Raw genomic sequence first — 22,754 nt, 5'->3', positions numbered from 1 at the left:
CGTAAAAGCCCGATTGGTTCAACTAATAATCAGTGTGGGACGAAGCCCCCCCACTGATTAAAGTTTCACTTTATGAGGAACCAATAATTTTTCAATACATATCGGCAGCATATCTAATAGTGTTTCAAAGGCATAATTTACATCCAGTCGCTCCGTCCATTGATGTGCATCTTTTCCTACTGGCCCCATATTTAATACTGGAACATCAAATTCTTCTAATTCCTGCAGCGGAATGGAATAACCTTTATTCCATAATGGCATATTGTCTACAAGTGAACTCATCGAATCAGCTGGGTATTGTAAGCCGACATAACTCAAATCTGAAATTCCCCCAAAATAATTTTGATTTTTAAATGTAATTCCATGATTGTAGTGAGCATATCTTTCCATTTCCACAACTACCTCTTTAATTAAAGAATTGCGACGAGAACTCACAGCTGGATAGTACGGCGGGGCAAAGAAAAGTACTATCATCGGTGCCTTTTCTTTACATAAAATAGCTAATTTATCAACTAAATCAATTGTTACCGCACGATCATCTTTATCTCCTCTATTTTTTATAACAGTAGATTGAATATCATCTATTTTTTCTTGCCCATGTTGTTCAATTGCATAAGCGATAAGCTCTTCATATGTTAATACATTTACTTTGAGATTAGGTGGTATGAACGGATTATACTTAGAAAAACGATAGGCTTGCTTCTCATACGACTCCTCGATTTTCTCTGCCACTTTCGTTATCTTTTGATGTAACAACGAGATTACATCTGTCATCGTTTTTTCTAGTAAGAACAAATTAAATAATGTGACTGCGCGATGAGGAATTTGTACAGAATAATCCTCCTTTAAGTCCCTTTGAAACAAATTAGTTGGCGGAGGACTCGCTTCACCTTCTACAACATCACAAAGTTCCGTATTCAACTCTAGTTCGGCTGTCAATAATGAAGCCATATAATTCGCATTTAATCCTGCAAAAGGTTCGCCTACATGTGTCTCTTTTCCATAACAAAGAAAGCCAGGTAACACCTTACCAATGGAACCAGTGTAAATATACTTATTTTGATCACCAGGATGACGCGTAAACATAGGCTCTGAATTTAGGACCGTTTTATATTCTAAGTTATGTTCTTTTGCTAAATCTAATAATCTTGGAACAGCAGCTCTCATCCCTACAGAGTTTACTTCTTCATCCGGAACAGCTAATAAAAGGACATTCCCATCAAATCTTCCTTCACAAGCTTGCTCAACCATCGCCATTTGCAAAGCTAGACCACATTTCATATCCATAGTTCCTCTACCAAATAGCCACTCCCCTTGTTCTATATCTTCACGTACATGGTCTGGTAGCTCATCTTTATGGGAATAAAACATAGATGTTAGTTTTTTAGGATGAAATGCATCTGCTTTCCACACTCCATAATCCTGTACATCTACAACGTCAAAGTGACTAACAAGAATTACGGTATTTTTTGTATTATTATTTTTCTTTACTAGAGCAGTAACGAAATAACGTCCATCTCCCGTCGGATTTTTTTGCAAATGATGCGGATTTTGTTTGAAGTAGTCTAAAGCAGATAATTGTTCCACAACAAAATCTGGCAATATAACTTCAGCTTCCGACCCAGTAATACTAGGAATTTCAACAAGATTGCTTAATAATTGAACCAATCGTTCTTTTGATTGCCACTTTGACATATACATCCCTCGTTTTCCATATTATGAAATTATATTCCACTATACGAACAAAAAAATGACGACAGGCTATCAAAATGATTATTCTGATGTTCTGCCGATTTTTATTGATATTTCACGAGCTGCCTGTTTTACCTTACTAATAAGAAAAGACAGTCGATCATCATTAATACGATGACTAATCAACCCAATACTTAATGCTCCTACTACTTTATGATTGAATCCTATAATCGGTGCAGCTACTGAAGCTGTTCCTTCTGTTTTCTCCCCATAACTCACAGCATATCCTTCATTTCTTATCTGCTTTAGTTGATCAAAAAGAACTTGCTTTTGTTCTGATGAAGAAGAAAGGAAATGTTCTACAATGTGTTCCATTTCATTTGTTTTCATATTGGCAAGCATCGTTTTATTTGCGGCGCCAATCAAAAGCGGAATCTGTTCCCCTAAGTTATCGATCACTCTAATTTTTAAAGGACTATCCATTCTTTCAATAATAATAGATTGTGTTCCATTTGGAATGTTCAAGTAGACACTTTCCTCAACTTCAGCCGCTAAACGCTTCATTACTTCTCTTGCAATAGATCTGTAGTCTACCTTCTCTAATTGACGTAATCCTATTTCCATCCACATTGGTCCAGTTGTATACTGTTTTGTTTCTGGAATTTGTGTAACTAACCCATGCTCCATTAAAGAGTTAAGTAATCTATGTACTGTACTAACCGGAAGATGTGTTCTATCAGCTATATCAGAAATAGCCCAATACTCTTTTTCATTTGTAGAATTCAATAACTTAATAATACTTATCGCTCGATCAATAGACTGTACCATAACTCGCCTCAACTTTATTTGTAATATGTTAGTACCTTAATTAACTATCAATTTAGCAAAAATCCGGACTGAAATCAATTAAATGATTTAATTTTCCGAAAATAAAAATATCAATTTGAAAACGCAAACACTATTTAGCCGGCGGTGGAAAATTACAAGACTTACAGTTCAGAACTCCACTTTATCCTGTTGTACCAATTCTTGGTTTTGGATTGTATGGCATTATATTAATAAGTCTTATCTTTATCCCTGAGCAAAGGCTAGGAATATATTGCACTGTACCATTTATCATCTTTTGTTATACCTACTATTACATCAAGATAAAGAAAAAAGGTACTCATAACACTCATACAGAAACTAAAATTAGCAAAACTTTGTAATACTATATCTTCCCCTATTCTTCTCATTGAAAATAAAGGAAAATACTGAATTTGTAACGAAAGACTATATCAACTTCAAAGACAACTCATTCCTAAAAATTCAAGCGGAAGGATGAGAGTATGATTTCTAAATATGTTGTGGAGTGTGTCTTTTGTGAAGAAAACCGAAAGTCTCGGCAAGCAACTGTCACCGTGTCTGCCACTTCTCATGCACTTGCCATTCAAAAAGTAAGAGATGAATGCAAACGCCGCTTTGGAAAAACACTTCTATTACAAACAGAAATTACAGAGGAATTAATTGAACAAAAACAAGAAAGCTGACCATGAATTGGTCAGCTTTCCTCATCCGATCATATTTTCACATGAAGATTAGGGGCATCCTCTTTAAGGATCGGGATTTCACCATTATGTACGTTCCATAATGGACATCGAACAATATATTTCTACACAATGAAATATTGAATAGAATAGGGCAAAACTTGTTCGCATTTTTAGAAAAGGGATAGGGATATAATACTAGTAATACGTCGAATACTCGAACGTTATACTCATTATATTATAGTAAATCCTTTTATATGGGAAATATGAATTACTTACATAATCCATACATAAAACATATTAATATCTTATTTTATATGTTTCGGATTACGAAATACTATCATTGCTAATACCGCTCCAATTAATGCAAGTGTCATATCCCACTGTGTATCCCAAACATCTCCTTGCGTTCCAAGAAACGCTTCTGCGCTTGTTCCCGTTAGTTTTGCAACTGCAAACTCTAATAGCTCATATAATGCACTAAACGCTAAGCAAACTGATACTACAAGTAGCATGAGCCAGCCTCTTTGTTGTATCCCTACTACCTTTACAAGTACTTCTCTTGTTAGTAATGCTGGAACAAATCCTTGCATAAAATGCCCGACACGATCGAAGTAATTTCTTTCTAAATCATACGTATCGCGAAGCCAATTAAATACTGGTACTTCTGCATACGTATAATGTCCCCCGATGAGTAAGATTAACATATGAATCCAAACCCATATGTATGTAGACGTTGTAAATCGAAAATATCGATATGTAATCATTAACATGACTACTAAAACAACTGCCGGCGCGACCTCTAAACACCATGTAAAAAAATCCTTTGGATATATTCCAGATATAAGCAGTGCCAGCCAAAAACTTACAAACAACAATTTATGAAGATGAACAGCCATACTACTCCCCCATTATTTGCTTTCTTACTCTATTAATAACATACATCCAGCTAAAACAGGTGTCATAATCATTGAAAACTTCAAAACAATACGAGGTGCATAATTTGTAAACTTCGCTCCTATATACGCTCCGATCATTGTTCCCATTAAAACTTGCACTAATAATAAATAATCTAAATACCCTTCAGAGCTATAACCAACCCCACCACCAATGGCAATTGGTAGAATAATAAGCATTGTAGTCCCCACTGACTGTTGAATTGATAAACCTAACACCACCATGAGTCCTAGCTGAATAAAAGGGGCTGATCCAATTCCAAAAGCACCTGCCAATCCACCCGTTATTAAACCTAACAAAATACATTTCCCTAATATAACAACAGATGCCTTCTCTCCTATGTTCATAGACATTTTCTTTTGATTTTGAAAAAAAAGTAATCGAATAAACATAAATATCGCTGATAAAAACAACATACTAGCTGTAAACCAATGAAGAAGATGCGCTGGAATCACCGCTCCAAATTTAGAACCAATATATGATCCAACAGCTCCAAATCCCCCAACAATACTACCAATTTTCAATGTAACATTCCCTTCTCTATAATGACTCACCATTCCAGAAAATGTTGTAAATGCCATTGCAGTTAGTGATGTCGCAAGAGCTATATGAATTGGAACTTGAAATACGAGAGTCAGTACACCAATAATAAATCCAGCTCCACCAGCTCCAACAAAGCCTAATAAGATTCCCATTAAAAACATTGTTATAATAATAGCCACTTTCTTTCCCTCCAATAACTCTATTATCTGATAGATTTCTTTTTATGCAAATAAAAAAGCATCCTACCCGGATGCTTTCACTCTTTTTCTATATTCCCCATATGTACTTAACTAATCTTGGTTAATCAAAATCACAGCCGGTCCGGATACGACCACCCCAGCTACTTCAATTTTTTCAAATTCTTTAACTGTAATAGATATAACTCCTTCTCGTTTCATTAATTCCTTACTCAAGGCTTCAGTCGGTATTTTTTTCACCGTCTTACCTCCTTTTCATTCTTGTTACTTTTTATCGGTAATATCTCGTCATGAAACTAGCATGTAAGATTATGAAATTGTTCCAATGCATCTATATATACACTCTCCCTCCCATGTTCATTCCTTATTCCATAAAGAATATACGATTCCTTTTTGTTACATATTGAAAAAATTAAAAAAGCATCCTGTACGGATGCTTCCATCATTTTGATTCACGTGAAAATTTTGTATACACACCAATACCTGCAAGTAGTACTCCTAATCCCGCGAACATTGTACCTAAGCCTAAAAAGAATGAACCTAGTGTTTGTAAATCTTCCATATATGTATCCCCTTTTCTATTATCTCTATATTCAATACAATCAATTATACATAATTTACCATTTTTATTCTATTTATTTTTATCTAAAATAGGCGAGAATACTCCCACCTCAAGGAATGTGAAGGGCGTAGCCCAATGAGTAGGTGGGGGATGAATCGCCTTCGGACAAGGGATGGCGATTTACCATCTCGATTGTCCGACTGCTCGAGTGCTACTTGTAATAAATGAAAAATAGCATGGCGCTTGCGTACGAGTACAAAAAACCTTTTGCTCTTTGTATACGTCTATTCTCTATAAAAGAGTTATAGGAAATCGTAATACTACTGTTTGTTTTTCCATGTCTTCACTCTTGAAAAATATACAAAATATACTAAAAATTATATAATATGTATGTTATAACACGTGAGGAGGTGAAGGTCATGATTGTCAATAAAGCATACAAATTCCGTATCTATCCAAACAGAGAACAAGCAATTTTAATCAATAAAACAATTGGTTGTTCTCGATTTGTATTTAATTATTTCCTTTCTAAATGGAACGATACATACAAGGAAACAGGAAAGGGTTTAGCGTATGGAACATGTTCAGCAGAACTTCCGAAACTGAAGAAAGAATTTGTTTGGTTAAAAGAAGTAGATAGTATTGCAATACAGTCATCTGTCAGAAATCTTGCAGATGCGTTTGACCGTTTCTTCAAGAAGCAAAATGATGCACCACGCTTCAAGTCTAAAAAGAACAAAGTACAGTCCTACACAACCAAGCACACCAACGAAAATATTGCCATTGTAGCCAACAAAATAAAGTTGCCAAAACTTGGTCTTGTTCGCTTTACGAAAAGTCGTGAAGTACATGGTCGCATGCTACATGCTACGATTAGACGTAATCCAAGTGGCAAGTACTTTGTATCACTGTTAGTTGAAACAGAAATACAAGCGTTACCTAAAACCGGATCATCTGTTGGTGTAGATGTTGGATTAAAAGATCTTGCTATTTTGAGCACAGGAGAAGTTTTCACGAATCCTAAATGGTTTCGTACATTGGAAAAGAAGTTAGCTGATGCACAACGTATTCTTTCCAAACGCGAGAAAGGTTCTTCAAATTGAAACAAACAACGTATCAAGGTTGCAAGAATCCACGAACGAATTACCAACGCAAGAACAGACTACTTGCAAAAAATCTCTACTAAAATTGTCAAAAACCACGACATCATTGGTATGGAAGATTTGCAAGTGTCGAATATGCTGAAGAATCATAAATTAGCGAAAGCAATTAGTGAAGTATCTTGGTCGCAATTCAGAAGCATGCTTGCATACAAAGCAAAATGGGGCGGTAAACAAGTTGTTGTTGTATCTAAAATATACCCTTCTAGTCAGCTATGTTCTTGTTGTGGCTACCAAAACAAAGACGGTGAAAATCTAAATCTTCGTGAATGGGATTGCCCTTCTTGTGGCACGCATCACGACAGAGATATTAACGCAGGACAAAACCTTAAAAACGAAGCTGTAAGACGAATGCGCCATGCCAATGATGAACATGAAAGCAATATATAGAAACAAATAAAAAAAAACATAGACATACAATGTTCCCCACAATAAAGCATCTCTATACGTCCCCAATGAAAATCCCCTTTATCACATCAAATTTTTTACATCTTTATTTCTTCCATATGTTCAACAATTTCTTTTATTTCTCGTAATTCTTGTACTGTATATAGCACTTTCCCTTCCAATCTTTCATTTCTAAAATAAGTAACAAGTTGCTCTCTATCTTTCAACCTAGGCAGTACTTCATTGGAAAGATCGATCATTTCATTCTCACTTCCCTTTGTCTCATTTCCGAAATATACAATTGACTTTACTTCTTCTTTTAGAACTTGCGGATTTATCTCTTTCAAATAATCATATAAAATTGTTGAGAGGCGTTTCGCTTTATAAACAGGGTTCCCAACATTCTCCACCTTTAAAATCATTGAATCTCCCTTTTTCATAAAAACAAATGTCTCTTCCTTCTCATATTCATGTTGATATTTACCAATCTCATCAATCATAAATGAATATACTCCTGCATTTTCTTTCGTCAATCCATGTATCATTCTTCCTTGCCACTCTGTTGTCTCAATTACATATATTCCTGTTGGTAATAACAATAAATGATCAACTCGAGTACACCCCATTTTATTTCCATTTCTACTATGTACTTTAGGAAGAAATATATTGGGAATAATGTGTAGTTCGTCTTCAGTTATGATTCCTTGCTGAATAAAACCTCGTTTCATATAATGTAATATTTCATGCGTATTCATTTCTTCACTACTTTTAGAATACGCTCTTAACTCTGTAATAAGATTTTGCAGCATATATATATCATTACTATGTTTTTGCTCCATCTCATTACGTTCTTTATTATGTTGCACAGCTAATTGATTTTTCATCATTCTCATACTTTCTACTTCTCTAGCTGTACTCTCTTTTAAATTATGATATTTTTTACGCTCTACGTTTTTTAATGTTTCCTGCTTTTCTTCATAATCCGCTACAGTTGCAGCTATCTCACTTTGGTAGCGTTCTATCGATTGCGTTTTTTCAAACTCCAGTTGTTGTTTATCCGATTCTAGCTGTTTCATCTTATAAAACAGGACAAATACTCCAGCTAATAAACCTAAAATTACACATATGAGTATATATTCCATCTTTTTTCTCCTTCATTACTTCATATATTGTTATAGCATACAAATAAAAAATATAAATCCTTACTTTGGTTAGTTAGAGAGAACTTCCGGCTATGTATACCTTCCTATCAAATCCCAAGTAAAAACAGAGACAAGTCACCGTTTCTTCTTAACAGCGACTTCTATCTCAAAAATTCAAAGTGAATTTATATATTTCATTATACTATGGTATTAATGCAATTCTATGTAAATTTAGGATATTTTTTCATTATTAATCCATAAACAAAGATTCATCAAAAGAAACCTTCAAGAACCTTGATACTACAAGGCTTTCTGAAGGCTCCCTTTATTCTGAAGTAAATACATATTGTAATATAATCCTTGCTTGCTAAGTAACTCTTGATGCGTCCCGCGTTCTACAATTTCCCCTTCATGCATAACAAAGATTTGATCAGAATCTTGTATTGTAGACAACCTATGTGCAATGGCAATTGTTGTTCTACCTTTTCTCATGCGCTGCAATGCTGTTTGAATGGCTTCTTCTGTTTCTGTATCAATATTTGCTGTTGCTTCATCTAGTACTAACACTTTCGGATTTGTCGCAATCGTTCTCGCAAAAGCAATAAGTTGCCTTTGTCCACTTGAGAATGCAGCCCCTCTTTCTACGACTTCTGTATCATACTGCTCTGATAGTTTCTCAATAAACGTATTCGCTTGCACAAACTTTGCAGCTTCCTCTACTTCTTCATCGGTAATACTTTCACTATACATACGAATATTTTGCTTTACATTTCCAGCAAATAAGAAGGCATCTTGCAGTACAAGCCCAATTTTTTTTCGAATTTCCCGCTCTTCGAATCCCCCTAAATTCGCACTATCTATTTTAATGCTTCCTGATTTAATATTATAAAAACGCATCAATAAGTTCATAATTGTACTTTTTCCGCTTCCAGTATGCCCAACAAATGCAACTGTTTGCCCAGGTTTTACATGGAACGATACATTTTTTAAAACATCACGTTTTCCATCGTATGAAAAGGTAACACCTTTAAATTCAATTTCTCCCGCGTGTACTTTCGGTTCTTCGTTTCCTTGTTGAACGGGTGCTAAATCGTTCTCATCCATCAAATGAAAGACACGTGACGAAGAAACAAGCGCTTGCTGAAAAAAAGAAAGTTTCATCATCATCTCATTTACAGGTTGGAAAAAGCGATGAATATAGTTAACAAAAGCATATAATACACCGACTTCAACCGGACTATTTAAAGCGTCAATCCCAAATAAAGCAAGTACCAATGCGATAGCGATAATATGAACAAGGTCTGTCGCTGGCCGTAAGAACAAGGCATCTAATTTTAACGTACGACGCCCAGCACTATAATGTTTATTATTCACTTCTTCAAATTCTTTTCGCATCCGTTTTTCCTGGCGAAAGACTTGCACAATATTCATCCCTTGAATCGATTCATTAAGCTTTGCATTTAAAATACTTAATTGATTACGAAGTTCTAAATAAAAAACAGAGCTCTTCCGGCGATACATCGCCATAATAGTGAGCATAATCGGAATTAATAAAAGAGAACATAATGCAAGTTTGACATCAAGTAAAAACATTGCTACTAAAATCCCAACTAAAAACACAACATTTTTTACAAACGTAGATAACACACTTACATAAAAATCTTTAATCGCTTCTGTGTCATTTGTTATACGAGAGACAAGGGTACCAATTGGCGTACGATCAAAAAAGCTTAGTGATAACCGTTGTACATGTTCATACACTTCAACCCGCATGTCTTGCACAATTTTGAACGCAGTATTTTGGAAATATAGTAAATTTAAATACGTAAATAAAACCTTAAATAAATGAGCAACCATATAGAGGACAAATAAGGTTACAAGTGCTGACTGTTCAAATTTACGCGGAATTAAATGTTCATCCAAAAACTGCTTAATTAAAAATGGCCCCATCATTTCTGTCACCGTTGCCCCAACTAGAAATAAAAATGCCAGTGACAATAAACCTTTATACGGTTTCATATAAGAAAGTAATCGCCATAAATCACTTCTTTTTTTCTCAGCCATTATATGCCCCCCTTCTCAACTAGCGCTTCTAATTGCTGGTTTTCATACATCTCTTTATACCAACCTTCTTGGCCCATTAGTTCTTCATGTGTACCACGCTCTACAATTTTCCCTTCATCCACAACAAGAATAAGATTTGCATGTTGAATCGCGCTTAGCCGGTGCGCTGTAATAATCGTTGTTTTTTGTTCTCTTTCCCGTTTCAGTGCGGTTAAAATTGTTTCTTCTGTCTTTGCATCAACTGCAGATAAACAGTCATCTAAAATTAAAATTTCAGCATTTGTTAGTAATGCACGTGCGATAGAAATCCTTTGTTTTTGCCCACCTGATAAAGAAACCCCTCGCTCCCCTACGACTGTTTCATAGCCTTCTGGAAATTTCAAAATATCATCATGAATACAAGCAATAGTAGCAGCACGCGTAAGTTCTTTATATGTCGCATCCGCCTTTCCAAACGCAATATTCTCCTCTATACTTGCTGAAAATAAAAAATGGTCTTGCGGAACATACGAAATAGCAGATCGAATACCATGCAGCGTCATATCACGAATATCTTTCCCTCCAACTTGCAATGTTCCGTTAAAATGATCATATTCTCTAATTAAACATTTTAGTAATGTCGTTTTCCCTGCACCAGTACGGCCAACAACACCTAATGTTTCACCTTTTTTTAATGTAAAATGAATATTTTCTAAATTGAGCGTTTCATTTCTCTTATAGGAAAATGAATCAATTGCAAACGTTATATGACCGCTTGCCTCTTTATGCATTGCCCCATCTTTATTCACAACATCTGAAGTTTGAGATAAGATTTTTTCCACACGGTCATAGGAAGCACGACCACGTTCCATAATATTAAATAGCCAGCCAAATGCGAGCATCGGCCAAACAAGTGTCCCTAAATATGTTGTAAATGTAATTAATTCGCCAACTGTTAGTTCCCTGCGAACAACCAATAGCGATCCATAACATACAGCAATTAAGAATGAAAAACCAACAATAAGAGAAATTGTTGGATCAAATAATGAATCGATACGCGCAACTAACATGTTTTTGTGTACAACATCTTCTGACTTCTTCCGAAATGCTTGCAAATCTTCTCTTTCTTGACCAAGTGAGCGAATTACTTTCATCCCGCTCATACTTTCTTGGACCTTATCATTAATCTCAGAAAATGCCTGCTGCGCTTTATGAAAACGTCTATGTAATAAAGTACCATAATAATGAGTCGAAATCGCTACAATTGGCATTGGAATTAAACTTAACAGCGTTAATTTCCAACTAATTGTAAAGCCCATCGCCACAAGAACACACCCACCTACAGCTAATGAATCAACAAGCGTTAAAACGCCCGCTCCCGCTGTTTGTTGGATCGCTTGAATATCGTTTGTTGCATGTGCCATTAAGTCACCTGTACGATGTGATTGGTAAAAAGATGGACTCATGTTTGTAAAGTGCTCATATAATTTCTTTCGTAATTGACGCGCAAGCTTTAATGAAGACCCAAAAATCATGATACGCCATATGTAGCGTAGTATATACATAGTAATCCCAACACCCACTAAAAGAACGACCCACTGTAACAACTTTTCAGATGTGAGCGTATTGTTGTTAATTTCATCTACAACAATGCCAATTACTTTTGGTGCAACAAGTTCAAGCAGTGCGACACCAAATAACAAAATAATTCCCGTTATGTACGCCCGTTTTTCTTGTTTAAAAAACCACGCTAAATTTAAAAATACTTTCATTATATCCCCCTCCCTTGAAATGAGCGATGTTTTCAGTTTATCAAAAACACAGAATTTTTAAAAGTTTTAAATATCAAAAATTTCCAAAAGGAAAGGACACTCTTTCCGAGTGTCCCTGTAGCGCTTATTTCATTTGTTGTTTGTTCATTGCGCTCATCATTTGATTGATTTTCTTTTGGGATGGTTTTTGTCCCATTTGCATCATCATCATTTTTAACATTTGTTCATTAATTGGTGGATTTTTTTGTAAGTAATTCATCATATATTTACGGGCGATGAAAAATCCTAACGCCACGCCTGCTACTAGTGCTAATACTCCCACTAGAACAACTACCCAAATCGACATATATTTTCCTCCTTCATGTTGTCTATATTACAGTGTACTAAAACCTTTTCAATAAGACAAGATTGTATTCGACATTTTTTACACATATGTTCGTGCTTGTTTCAGAGGATTTAGCCAACCATACTTTTTATTTTCATAATCCATTGCTAAAAATGTCAATTCGCATTTCCTGAGCACTTCAAAAAAAGTCGTTTCCATCGATACATTTCCAGATGTACTCATTTGAATATATTGTGATTTCACCGTTATTTCGCCATATTCCGCTCCCGTATAAAGCATGTGTGTATGATGTATTCTCTTATACTTCCCACAGCTACGTAAAGCCTGTTCTAATTTATGATGAATTTTCATTACTTGTAATGGTATCGTAATATACATCATCTGCTTATATAACACTTTCTTTTCTGAAAGGGAACCAGATTCTGAAAATCGAGCAAATAAATCAAAAAACAAATATTCACGACCAAAGTACGCCTTCGCAATCTCTTCTTGAATTAAATACAATTCATACGTTTTCATGCTTTCCCTCCCGATCTGGACAACCTTTTTTCTCTACATTATATAGAAAAAAACACGCAATGATTGTCTGACTACGGAGAAAGAAAAAACTTTTTCTGTCGAATAAACTCATTTACATAAAAAAATCTCTCCATGCCGGAGAGATTTTTTACAAATCATTAAAGCATTTCTTTTACTTTACGAACAACATTTTCTACAGTAAATCCATACTCTTCCATAATCTTCTCACCAGGAGCAGAAGCACCGAATGTATCAATGCCTAGTACATCTCCTTCAAGACCTACGTAGCGATGCCATCCGAATGTAGCACCCATTTCAATTGCGAAGCGTTTTGTTATAGATTTTGGTAATACAGATTCTTTATACTCAGCAGTTTGAGCTTCAAATCGATCCATAGATGGCATGCTGACAACAGCTGCATCAACACCATCTGCTGCTAATGCTTTTTGTGCTTCAACAGCTAGACTTACTTCAGATCCAGTTGCAAGTAGGATTACATCAGCTGTTTCTTTCTTACTTGGAGAAACTACATATGCACCTTTTGCTACTTTTTCATAAGTATCGTCTTTTGCACCTTCTAATGTTGGAAGGTCTTGACGAGTTAAAACTAATGCAGTTGGTGTTTTTGTAGACTCTAAAGCTAATCTCCAAGCCGCAACAGATTCGTTCCCGTCAGCTGGACGAATAACAGATACATTTGGCATTGCACGAAGCGCTGCTAATTGTTCAACTGGTTCATGTGTTGGACCATCTTCACCAACAGCGATACTGTCGTGTGTAAATACATACGTTACAGGCAATTGCATTAATGCTGCAAGACGAATTGCTGGACGTAAGTAATCAGAGAAGACGAAGAACGTACCACCGTAAGTTTTTAAACCGCCATGAAGTGCGATACCGTTCATTGCTGCACCCATTGCAAACTCACGTACACCGTACCAAATGTTTTTACCGCTGTAATCAGCTCTTGTAAAGTCTTTTTCGTTATTCATGTATGTTTTGTTAGAACCAGCAAGGTCCGCAGATCCACCGAAGAATGATGGTACAGACTCTGCAATTGCATTAATTACAGCACCTGAAGAATTACGTGTTGCTGCTTTTGATCCTAATTCATAAGTTGGTAAGCTTTGTTCCCAACCTTCTGGAAGAAGACCGTTCATTGCTGCTTGCAGTTCGTTTGCTAATTCTGGATATGCTTGTGCATAGTCACCAAGCATTGTATTCCACTCAGCTTGAGCAGTTTCACCAACAGCTTGTACTGTTTTACGGAAGTTTTCATATACTTCTTCTGCTACATGGAAGTCTTGTTCTGCAGTCCAAGCGTATGCTTCTTTTGTTAATTTTGTTTCGTCTACACCAAGTGGAGAACCATGTGAAGCTGATTTTCCTGACTTGTTTGGAGAACCGAAACCAATTGTCGTTCTTACTTCAATTAGTGTTGGGCGTTTTTCGTCAGCTTTCGCGGATTCAATTGCTTTTGCAATTGCTTCAACATCGTTTCCATCCTCAACACGAATCACTTGCCAGCCGTATGCTTTGTAACGATCTTCTACACTTTCAGAGAATGAACGATTTAGATCGCCATCTAGTGAAATGTCATTAGAATCGTATAGTACAACAAGACGACCTAATCCTAAATGGGCAGCTAATGAAGATGCTTCAGCAGAAACGCCTTCCATTAAATCACCATCACCACAAATAGCGTATGTATAATGATCAACTACATTATACGCATCACGGTTGTATTTTGCTGCTAAATGTCTTTCAGCCATCGCCATACCAACAGCGGTTGAGATACCTTGTCCAAGTGGACCAGTTGTTGCATCTACACCTGCTGTATGACCATACTCAGGATGTCCTGGAGTTTTGCTACCCCATTGACGGAAGTTCTTTAAATCATCCATTGTTACATCGTAACCAGATAAGTGTAATAGGCTGTATAATAACATTGAACCATGACCTGCAGATAATACGAAACGATCGCGGTTAAACCACGTTGGATTATTTGGATTATGTTTCATAAATTTCGTCCATAATGTATAAGCCATTGGTGCTGCACCCATTGGCATTCCTGGGTGACCAGAGTTTGCTTTTTCAATCGCATCAATGGATAATGTGCGAATCGTGTTGATAGAAAGTTGTTCGATTGAATGTGACATGCTATTCTTCCCTTCGCTTATAGTAGTAAACGTTTTATACATCTATATGATATCTTCCCTCGCAAGATTATACAACATGTATCGACAAATATGTTGATATTTTTTCGATTTTTTATGAAAAAAACGATGGTTTTAGAAATGTATGGGTATTCAATCTGTCATACTTTTTCATTATTTTTATTTTATAAATACAATGAATTATCTGTATATTTATTCGTAACTAATGCTTTTCTCATTTATTCCCCCCTGTCTTCTTTCTCCATTCTCATTCATTTACAAAAGTCACAACTATATTGCATGCTTATTTTCTCTATTGCTGCCTATTGTATTTTGACTAAACTTCAAACTCCAAAATGCAAAATGTATCCTTTTCCTTCCTCCACTTTATGAAGCAATCTAACTAAAGACTCTAATTTTTCACAAAGAATATCTCGGTCAAACATCAGTCTTTCATACTCTCCATCTGTATCATAACCATTCGTCCATTGAAATGAACCTGTCAGTTTGATATTTTCAGGAGCTAGCGAAAACAAACCAATTAATGAACGAAATAGTTTCCCTGCCATTTCTGCCCCTTCTTTCTCAATTTTTGTAATGCCATAATAATGAAGTCCAAATCCCTTTTCTCTCTTAGAAGGATTATAAGTAGGAATCCCATATAAAAAGTCTGAAATATACATAATAATTTCATCATGTAATATGACACAATCTTCAATAATTGTTCCATCTTTATAAAAAAATGCACTGTCATTCCAAGAAAAATCTTCAACACCTAGCTCTCCTTGTTCATTTGGAACAAATACAAATTCATGTTGCAAAGCCATAGCATCCATCCCCCCTTTTGTACATCTTACGATAAGCTAAAAATATGTTCATTTCTTTATTCTCTCACCCAATCACTATAGCTACATACGAACACCTAACCATTCATTTATGCTCTGTATGGACATGAATGCTATCACTACTTATCGATGTCACGCCAAGGGCTTGTACACATATATGATAATGCAACATCTTTCCACTCACATTCCATTTCAAAGACCAACCGTCCGCTCCATTACTATCATATCCGATTAATTCTCTTTCTTTCCATGTTGCTGTACCCGTTGGAACGAGCCAAAATAGCATAGTTTCCGTATTTTCCGCTTTCACATATACCATAATCTCTGTTGCTTCTTTTGGAATTAGAATCCAATTATTCACTTCTGGCATATTTGTATATGTTTTTATAATCCCAGGAAGTGGTTCGTGTATTCGCAAAGGCTTAACTACAACAAAGGCACTTATAACGCTACATAAAAACAACACTTTACTAAAATAAAACATCCTATCCCCCCATCGCATACTAGTATTGCCTCAAATCTTTTTCATATAAATAGTTACAAACTCTATTCAAATCCAACCAAAAAAAGACAAGTTTTCCTAGACACCGGATAGCTCGTCTTTCTCATAATAAACTTCACCAATTTGATTGATTTTTTTCGCAAGAAACTCATCCTCGATATACTTGTTCACCCTACATGAGTAATCTCCAAATTTCGCTTTTATATAATCCGTTTTCGAATGGAACTAGAAATAAAATCAATAATAATAACCATCAGAATAATCCCGAGCAAAATAATTCCTACACGAGACCAATTTCGAGAGCTTAACGCAAAAATAAGGGGTGTACCAATCCCTCCGGCTCCAATGACACCTAATATAGCAGCAGATCGAACATTAATTTCAAACCGATAGAGCGTATAAGATAAAAAGTCAGGCAATACTTGCGGCAAAACCGCATACCAAAGTACTTGAAAACGACTGGCTCCGGTAGCAATCAATGCCTCAGTAGGACCTTTCTCTATATTCTCAATCCCTTCAGAATATAATTTCCCAAGCATACCAATCGAATGCACCCCTAAAGCTAGAACACCTGCAAAAGAACCAGGACCGACTGCTTTTATAAATAAAAGAGCCATCACTAATTCAGGAAATGTACGAATAAAACTTAGTACAAACTTTCCCGTTCCAGAAGTCACTTTCCCCGTACTCATATTCGCAGCTGCCCAAAATGCAAATGGCACACATAAAAAGGCTGATATAAATGTACCTAATATTGCAATTGCTAATGTATCGATTAAACCGTGCAGCAAATCCTCACCATCTGGTAAAGATACATATGCCCAATCTGGATTGAATACCCCTGTCATAATTGCCTTTGTAATTTGACCGGCTGTTTCTTTTATCCCATCAATCGGTACTCCTGAAAATGCCCAAATGTATAAAGCAGCGAGTGCAATAAAAATACTTAAACGATATATACTTAATCTCTTTGGTTTTGGCACCGTTATTGTCGTCTTACTCATCACAATTTCTCCCGTAATACTGTACTTATATAATCAATTAGCAATACAACAACAAGTGTATATATAATAATAGAAGCTGTTTGTTGGTATTGTAAAAATCCAAGCGTACGATCATAATATAATCCGATTCCACCAGCGCCAACTAACCCTAACACAGCCGCTGCACGTACATTCACTTCAAATGTATATAAAACGTAGGAAACGAAATGCGCCGTTACTTGTGGAATGACTGCATACACAATCCATTGCACTTTATTGGCTCCAACTGCCGTCATTGCTTCTAATGGCCCCGGATCAATTGATTCAATCGATTCATATAATAATTTCGCAACAAGTCCAACTGAAAAAAAAGTAAGAGCTAAAATACCAGGAAGCGGACCAATTCCAAAAATCGCAACAAAAATTGCCGCTAACAATAAATCTGGTACCGTCCGAATTATATTTAGAACAAATCGAGCTGGGCCATAGAAAAAAGCAGATGGAAATATATTACTTGCTGCAAATAATGCAAGTGGAATAGCAAGGATTGCCCCAAAAGTTGTTCCAATAATCGCCATACGGAGCGTATCTAAAATTGCTGGTGTAATTGTTTCAAAATAGTTCCAGTCTGGTGGCACCATTTCTTTCAGCAAGTCCAACATATTTGGAAGGCCCATGACAAGTTTTGAGAAAGATGCATCCACCTGTACACTACTTCCTAAAAATAATACGATAATAAGAACAACTGTTAACACGTGTTTCATATTATTTTGCGGCTTCGGCATTGACTTTATATTCATTGTCACTTCGTTCATTTTACTGCCACTCCTAAAAACTCATCTTTATGAATAGAACGACCATAAATTTCAGCAAACTTCTCATCCGTTGCTTCTTCCACCAGTCCATCAAAGACAATTTCTCCTGCATGTAATCCAATAATACGTGTTGCGTATTCTCTCGCTAAATCAATCGAATGCAGATTGACAATGGTCGTAATACCAAACTCTTTGTTAATTTTCTTTAAATCTTCCATCACCTGTTTCGTAGTCAATGGATCTAACGAAGCAACCGGTTCATCTGCCAAAATAATTTTCGCCTCTTGTGCTAATGCTCTTGCAATCGAAACACGTTGTTGTTGCCCTCCCGATAACTCATCCGCTCGTGCGTATGCTTTTTCTAAAATATTTACACGTTCTAACGCCTGAAATGCAAGTTCCACATCTTCTCTCGGAAAAAGACCGAGTGTTGTACGCAATGTAGAATGATACCCGACACGTCCAGCTAATACATTTTTCAGCACAGTAGATCGCTTTACAAGATTAAAACTTTGAAAAATCATACCAATATCCCGACGAAATCGTCTCAATTCTTTTCCTTTTGCAGTTGTGATCGATTGTCCATCAATTAAAATTTCTCCTTCTGTAATTTCATGAAGTCGATTAATAGATCGTAATAGTGTCGATTTCCCAGCACCGGACAATCCTACCATCACAACAAATTCACCTTTATGAATCTTCACATTAATCTGATTCAATCCTTTTGTACCATTCGGATATAATTTGGAAACATTTCGAAACTCTATCACACATCTTACCTACTTTCTATATGTTATAAACAATCGAAAAACGGCTAACTAACTGAAACTGAATCACATTTCAGCTAGTTGGCCATTTTTCGTTAACACTCAAACTTCCCCACGAATTACTGCGTTTTTACTTTCTTTCCGTAGTCACGAACGATATCAAATTTACTATCATCAGATTTCACATATCCTTCATGTGAATACACTTCTTTAATAATTTTATGACCTTCTTCGTTCTTTCCAATCTCAATAAACGCATCTTGCAATTTTTTGCTCCATTCAGTATCTAAATCAGAACGTACAGAAATCGTATCATTCGGAATTTTTTCTGTAAATTTCACAATTTTTGTCTTATCAAATACATCTGGATAATCTTTTTTTACAATATTACGTGCATCTTGAAATACAACTGCCGCATCAACATCACCATTTAAAAGAGCAATAATAGATTGATCATGACCTTTTAATGTAACAGGTTTCACATCTTTTAACGGATCGATTCCCTCTTTCATTAAAACTGCGGCTGGCCATACATAACCTGCAGAAGAAGTTACATCTTGATACCCTATTTTTTTTCCTTTTAAATCTTTCATACTATTTATATTAGAGTCTTTCTTTACAACAAATTCAGATTTATAGAAGTCTACCAAATCTTTCGTCGGCTCTCCTGTCACATCATCTACTCCAAAGCGCTGCGCTTGCAATATTACATTCGCTGCTTTCTTTTCATGTGCTAATACATATGCCGTTGGGGGTAAAAAACCAACATCCACTTGCTTAGAGGCCATCGCTTCTACAATGGTGTTGTAATTCGTTGAAACACTAACCTTTACCGGAATATTAAGCTTATCGCTCAACAATTTTTCCAACGGTTTTGCTTTTGCCTCTAACGTATCCGCATTTTGAGAAGGGACAAATTGGACGTTTAACGTTTTTGGAACATATCCTTTTTTAGTATCTTCACTTTTACTTGTACTCGACTCCTTCGCTCCACAACCACTTAATAAACCAGCTGCTAGCACAGCCGCTGCACCCATTGCAAAAATTTTTTTAAACATGCCAAAGCCTCCAATTTTTTAGTTATAAAATGACAAGCTGTAAACATGTAGAAATATAGCATATATTTTCAAGTATAATGTTTAATTTACAGAATCTTTACACTTTCTAAACATTCCGCATAAACTTCCTCCTAAATATCTGTTATGATTTATCATAAGATAACAATAGAAAAGGTTGATAACATTGACTCAAAATAAAATTGTAAACATAAACATTTTATTAACAAGTGATATACACGGTACAGTTCATCCGCTTCACTATCGAAATAATGAACCAGCAGAAATAGGCCTAGCAAAAATCGCAACCCTTATCAAACAAGAAAGATCACAAGATGAAAACATAATCTTGATTGACAATGGTGATTTCATTCAAGGTACTCCATTCACCTACCATTATGCTACCTATGAGCAACATAAAAATAACCCAATGTCCCTTATCGCTAATTACATTGGTTATCATGCAGCTATTATCGGAAATCACGAGTTCAACTATGGAATGGATGTATTAAACAAAGCTGTTTCAAATGCAAACATGCCCTATCTATCGGCTAATATTTTAAATAAACATACAAAGGACCCTTACTTTGGAAAACCATATATTATAAAACATATACTACCTAATATAAAAGTGGCTATCTTGGGAGTTACAACACATTACATCCCGAATTGGGAGCAGCCACATTATATTAAAGATTTACTATTTGAAGACGCACTAGAAACAACAAAAAAATGGGTCGCTCTCATTCGTGAACAAGAGCAACCAAACTTATTAGTCGTAGCGTATCATGGTGGTTTTGAGAGAGATTTACACTCCGGAGAACCGACAGAAATTTTAACTGGTGAAAATCAAGGGTATGCGATGTGTCAAGAAGTAGATGGTATTGATATATTATTAACAGGCCATCAACACCGCTCTATTGCGAATATGAAAGTAAATGGTGTAACAGTTATACAAACCGGATGTAATGGCCATTCATTAGGGAAAATCCAAGTGGCATTGGAACAAAATAAAGACCGGTGGATTATTAAAGAATGCCATTCAGAACTGTTATCTTCCAAAGGCGTTACAGCAGATGAACAGGTCCTTTCACTTGCATTGGACTATGAGAATCAGACGCAAAAATGGCTAGATCAACCAATCGGTACCATTATCGGGGATATGCGGATTCAAAGTGCGACGCAAGCACGCTTACACGGGCATCCTTTTATTCGATTTATAAATAAAGTACAAATGGATGTGGCTAAGGTCGACATTTCTTGTACAAGCTTGTTTCACAATGAATCTTCTGGTTTTCCAAACCACATTACGATGAGAGATATTGTTTCTAATTATATTTATCCAAATACGCTAAAGGTCATCCGCGTTACAGGAAAAGATATAAAAGACGCTCTTGAACTATCTGCCGAATATTTCACATTAAATACAGACGGGGATATAATTGTAAACCCTACTTACATCGAACCGAAACCACAGCATTATAATTATGATATGTGGGAAGGAATTTCCTATATATTAAACATTTCAAAACCAATTGGAGAAAGAGTTGTTTCCTTACAATATAACGGTTCCCCCATTTCCTTTCATCAAGAGTACGATGTTGTCATGAATAATTATCGTGCAAGCGGTGGAGGAAATTACTTTATGTATCAAAATAAACCCATCATAAAAGACATATCAACTGATATGTCTGAACTTATCGCCAACTATATATTAAAACGAGGGATCGTGAAAGCATCAAACAATCATAACTGGAAAGTTACGAAATGAGGATTATCTCTATTAAAATCAAAAAAGATGGGCTCCGCCCATCTTTTAATTTAACTTTGTATTATCTTGCTTCTTTAACGCCTTTAATTTCGTCGGAGTAATATCTTTACCCTCTTCGTTAACAACTTTAATTCCTTTTAGTTCGTTTAACATGTTTTGACGAAATCCTTTTAGATATTGTTCACGGAGCGATTGACGCTCACGTTGTTCTTCTTCAGTTAAGCCTTCAGCTTTCGCTTTTTTTGCTAAGAAGTTAATACGTTCAATGAGTTCGTGACTTAGCATCTCGAATCCCCCTTCTACTTAAAACTGATACTTATCATACAATAGTTAGTCTTGTTTATCAAGCAATTGCTTTGTATATTCCACGTATCTTCGATGCACTGTTGCTTTTGACACATCATGCCCAAAACCACGAAGCGTCGCAGCAATTTCTTCAAACGTTAATTCATTACGACGAAGACGTACAATTTCTTCAATCGGCACTTCTTTCTTGTCACGTCCTGTACTTAAATGACGATTTTTAAAATTTTTTTCCGGACGAAATCCTCGTTCTACTGCACGCTGCATGCCACGTTTAATCTTCAAATTATGAATCTTTCTCTGATATTCTTCAACTATACCGATAATATCTAGCACCATAGAATCAGCATCAGAAAGTTGTAATTCACCATTATGCGTATGCGTATATACTTTTATTCCTTCTTTATGTAAACAATGCATTAAGGCAATCTTTGCATTCCCTCTTCCAAGACGTGTTTCATCTTGAATAAGAAGCACATCAACCTGTTCAGTTCGAATGATGTCTAGCACTTCTAATATACCATCTCGCTCAATTGTATAGCCACTTGCCTTCTCCTCAAACACCTTTATAACATTCATTTGATATCGCTTAGCTAAATGCAATAATTCATCTTTTTGGCGTGATAATGAAGTTTCTTGGGCTTCTTTCGTTGTGCTTACACGGGCATAAATGATTGCATTCACTTTAAATCCCTCTTCCTTATTTCGATT

At 35.8% G+C, this 22,754-nt stretch carries 21 protein-coding genes and 2 pseudogenes; 4 read left to right on the top strand and 19 right to left on the bottom strand.

Features of this window, described 5'->3' with window-relative positions:
• Positions 1-57 precede the first annotated feature (57 nt).
• Both ACX5JI_RS05600 and ACX5JI_RS05595 read right to left on the bottom strand, forming a co-directional pair.
• Positions 58-1,695 (bottom strand): M20/M25/M40 family metallo-hydrolase, encoded by a 1,638-nt coding sequence (locus ACX5JI_RS05600; protein WP_459500074.1) that lies wholly within the window; start codon positions 1,693-1,695, stop codon positions 58-60.
• 78 nt (positions 1,696-1,773) lie between these two features.
• A complete protein-coding gene (locus ACX5JI_RS05595) occupies positions 1,774-2,520 on the bottom strand; it encodes an IclR family transcriptional regulator (RefSeq protein ID WP_459500073.1) in 747 nt (248 codons plus the stop codon).
• Positions 2,521-2,642: 122 nt separating this feature from the next.
• Here ACX5JI_RS05595 and ACX5JI_RS05590 point away from each other — a divergent pair.
• Positions 2,643-2,900 (top strand): annotated as a pseudogene (locus tag ACX5JI_RS05590) (amino acid permease); the annotation flags it as partial.
• Positions 2,901-3,020: 120 nt separating this feature from the next.
• Positions 3,021-3,221 carry a DUF3903 domain-containing protein gene (locus ACX5JI_RS05585; RefSeq protein WP_459500072.1) on the top strand — a complete coding sequence of 67 codons (201 nt, stop codon included), beginning with the start codon at positions 3,021-3,023 and terminating at the stop codon, positions 3,219-3,221.
• A 305-nt stretch (positions 3,222-3,526) separates the two neighbouring features.
• Here ACX5JI_RS05585 and ACX5JI_RS05580 read toward each other — a convergent pair whose 3' ends face one another.
• From ACX5JI_RS05580 to ACX5JI_RS05570, 3 genes are all read right to left on the bottom strand, one after another.
• A complete protein-coding gene (locus ACX5JI_RS05580; RefSeq protein WP_459500071.1) occupies positions 3,527-4,117 on the bottom strand; it encodes a DUF2238 domain-containing protein in 591 nt (196 codons plus the stop codon).
• A 24-nt stretch (positions 4,118-4,141) separates the two neighbouring features.
• Positions 4,142-4,897 (bottom strand): sulfite exporter TauE/SafE family protein, encoded by a 756-nt coding sequence (locus ACX5JI_RS05575; RefSeq protein ID WP_459500070.1) that lies wholly within the window; start codon positions 4,895-4,897, stop codon positions 4,142-4,144.
• A gap of 111 nt (positions 4,898-5,008) precedes the next feature.
• On the bottom strand, positions 5,009-5,155 hold the full coding sequence (locus ACX5JI_RS05570) for a BC1881 family protein (protein ID WP_459500069.1): 147 nt from the start codon (positions 5,153-5,155) through the stop codon (positions 5,009-5,011).
• Positions 5,156-5,896: 741 nt separating this feature from the next.
• Here ACX5JI_RS05570 and tnpB point away from each other — a divergent pair.
• Positions 5,897-7,027: pseudogene (gene tnpB, locus ACX5JI_RS05565) on the top strand (IS200/IS605 family element RNA-guided endonuclease TnpB).
• A gap of 95 nt (positions 7,028-7,122) precedes the next feature.
• Here the strand turns inward: tnpB and ACX5JI_RS05560 are convergent.
• The 12 genes from ACX5JI_RS05560 to ACX5JI_RS05505 form a co-directional block, all read right to left on the bottom strand.
• Entirely contained in the window at positions 7,123-8,166 is a 1,044-nt protein-coding gene (locus ACX5JI_RS05560) for a nuclease-related domain-containing protein (RefSeq protein ID WP_459500068.1), read from the bottom strand.
• Positions 8,167-8,466: 300 nt separating this feature from the next.
• The gene (locus tag ACX5JI_RS05555; protein WP_459500067.1) at positions 8,467-10,230 is read right to left on the bottom strand and encodes an ABC transporter ATP-binding protein; all 1,764 of its coding nucleotides are present in this window, start codon (positions 10,228-10,230) and stop codon (positions 8,467-8,469) included.
• Positions 10,230-11,981, bottom strand: a complete 1,752-nt coding sequence (locus tag ACX5JI_RS05550; RefSeq protein WP_459500066.1) for an ABC transporter transmembrane domain-containing protein — start codon at positions 11,979-11,981, stop codon at positions 10,230-10,232. Before ACX5JI_RS05550 ends, ACX5JI_RS05555 begins: the two co-directional genes overlap by 1 nt.
• A 124-nt stretch (positions 11,982-12,105) precedes the next feature.
• Positions 12,106-12,327 (bottom strand): YneF family protein, encoded by a 222-nt coding sequence (locus ACX5JI_RS05545; RefSeq protein WP_003199214.1) that lies wholly within the window; start codon positions 12,325-12,327, stop codon positions 12,106-12,108.
• Positions 12,328-12,405: 78 nt separating this feature from the next.
• Positions 12,406-12,846, bottom strand: coding sequence for a sporulation inhibitor of replication protein SirA (gene sirA, locus ACX5JI_RS05540; RefSeq protein WP_459500065.1), 441 nt, complete (start codon positions 12,844-12,846; stop codon positions 12,406-12,408).
• 158 nt (positions 12,847-13,004) lie between these two features.
• Positions 13,005-15,005, bottom strand: a complete 2,001-nt coding sequence (tkt, locus tag ACX5JI_RS05535) for a transketolase (RefSeq protein ID WP_459500064.1) — start codon at positions 15,003-15,005, stop codon at positions 13,005-13,007.
• A gap of 341 nt (positions 15,006-15,346) precedes the next feature.
• A complete protein-coding gene (locus tag ACX5JI_RS05530) occupies positions 15,347-15,829 on the bottom strand; it encodes a coproporphyrinogen III oxidase (protein ID WP_459500063.1) in 483 nt (160 codons plus the stop codon).
• Positions 15,830-15,932: 103 nt separating this feature from the next.
• Positions 15,933-16,331, bottom strand: a complete 399-nt coding sequence (locus ACX5JI_RS05525; RefSeq protein WP_459500062.1) for a hypothetical protein — start codon at positions 16,329-16,331, stop codon at positions 15,933-15,935.
• A gap of 218 nt (positions 16,332-16,549) precedes the next feature.
• The gene (phnE, locus tag ACX5JI_RS05520; protein ID WP_459500061.1) at positions 16,550-17,353 is read right to left on the bottom strand and encodes a phosphonate ABC transporter, permease protein PhnE; all 804 of its coding nucleotides are present in this window, start codon (positions 17,351-17,353) and stop codon (positions 16,550-16,552) included.
• Positions 17,353-18,147, bottom strand: a complete 795-nt coding sequence (gene phnE / locus ACX5JI_RS05515; RefSeq protein ID WP_459500060.1) for a phosphonate ABC transporter, permease protein PhnE — start codon at positions 18,145-18,147, stop codon at positions 17,353-17,355. Before phnE (ACX5JI_RS05515) ends, phnE (ACX5JI_RS05520) begins: the two co-directional genes overlap by 1 nt.
• Positions 18,144-18,917, bottom strand: a complete 774-nt coding sequence (gene phnC / locus ACX5JI_RS05510; RefSeq protein WP_459500059.1) for a phosphonate ABC transporter ATP-binding protein — start codon at positions 18,915-18,917, stop codon at positions 18,144-18,146. The genes phnE (ACX5JI_RS05515) and phnC overlap by 4 nt, the downstream gene beginning before the upstream one ends.
• A 116-nt stretch (positions 18,918-19,033) precedes the next feature.
• Positions 19,034-19,972: a phosphate/phosphite/phosphonate ABC transporter substrate-binding protein gene (locus ACX5JI_RS05505; protein WP_459500058.1), complete on the bottom strand. Its 939-nt coding sequence runs from the start codon at positions 19,970-19,972 to the stop codon at positions 19,034-19,036.
• Positions 19,973-20,156: 184 nt separating this feature from the next.
• Between ACX5JI_RS05505 and ACX5JI_RS05500 the strand changes: the two genes are divergently transcribed.
• Entirely contained in the window at positions 20,157-21,740 is a 1,584-nt protein-coding gene (locus ACX5JI_RS05500; protein WP_459500056.1) for a bifunctional metallophosphatase/5'-nucleotidase, read from the top strand.
• 45 nt (positions 21,741-21,785) lie between these two features.
• On the opposite strand, the gene ACX5JI_RS05495 is transcribed toward ACX5JI_RS05500, so the two are convergent.
• Both ACX5JI_RS05495 and ACX5JI_RS05490 read right to left on the bottom strand, forming a co-directional pair.
• Positions 21,786-22,025: a DUF896 domain-containing protein gene (locus tag ACX5JI_RS05495; protein WP_003199228.1), complete on the bottom strand. Its 240-nt coding sequence runs from the start codon at positions 22,023-22,025 to the stop codon at positions 21,786-21,788.
• Positions 22,026-22,070: 45 nt separating this feature from the next.
• Positions 22,071-22,727, bottom strand: coding sequence for a YneB family resolvase-like protein (locus ACX5JI_RS05490; RefSeq protein WP_459500055.1), 657 nt, complete (start codon positions 22,725-22,727; stop codon positions 22,071-22,073).
• Between the last annotated feature and the right edge of the window lie 27 nt (positions 22,728-22,754).

This window comes from Bacillus sp. C1 (assembly GCF_054570475.1).
This window is presented reverse-complemented; position numbering and strand designations above follow the sequence as displayed.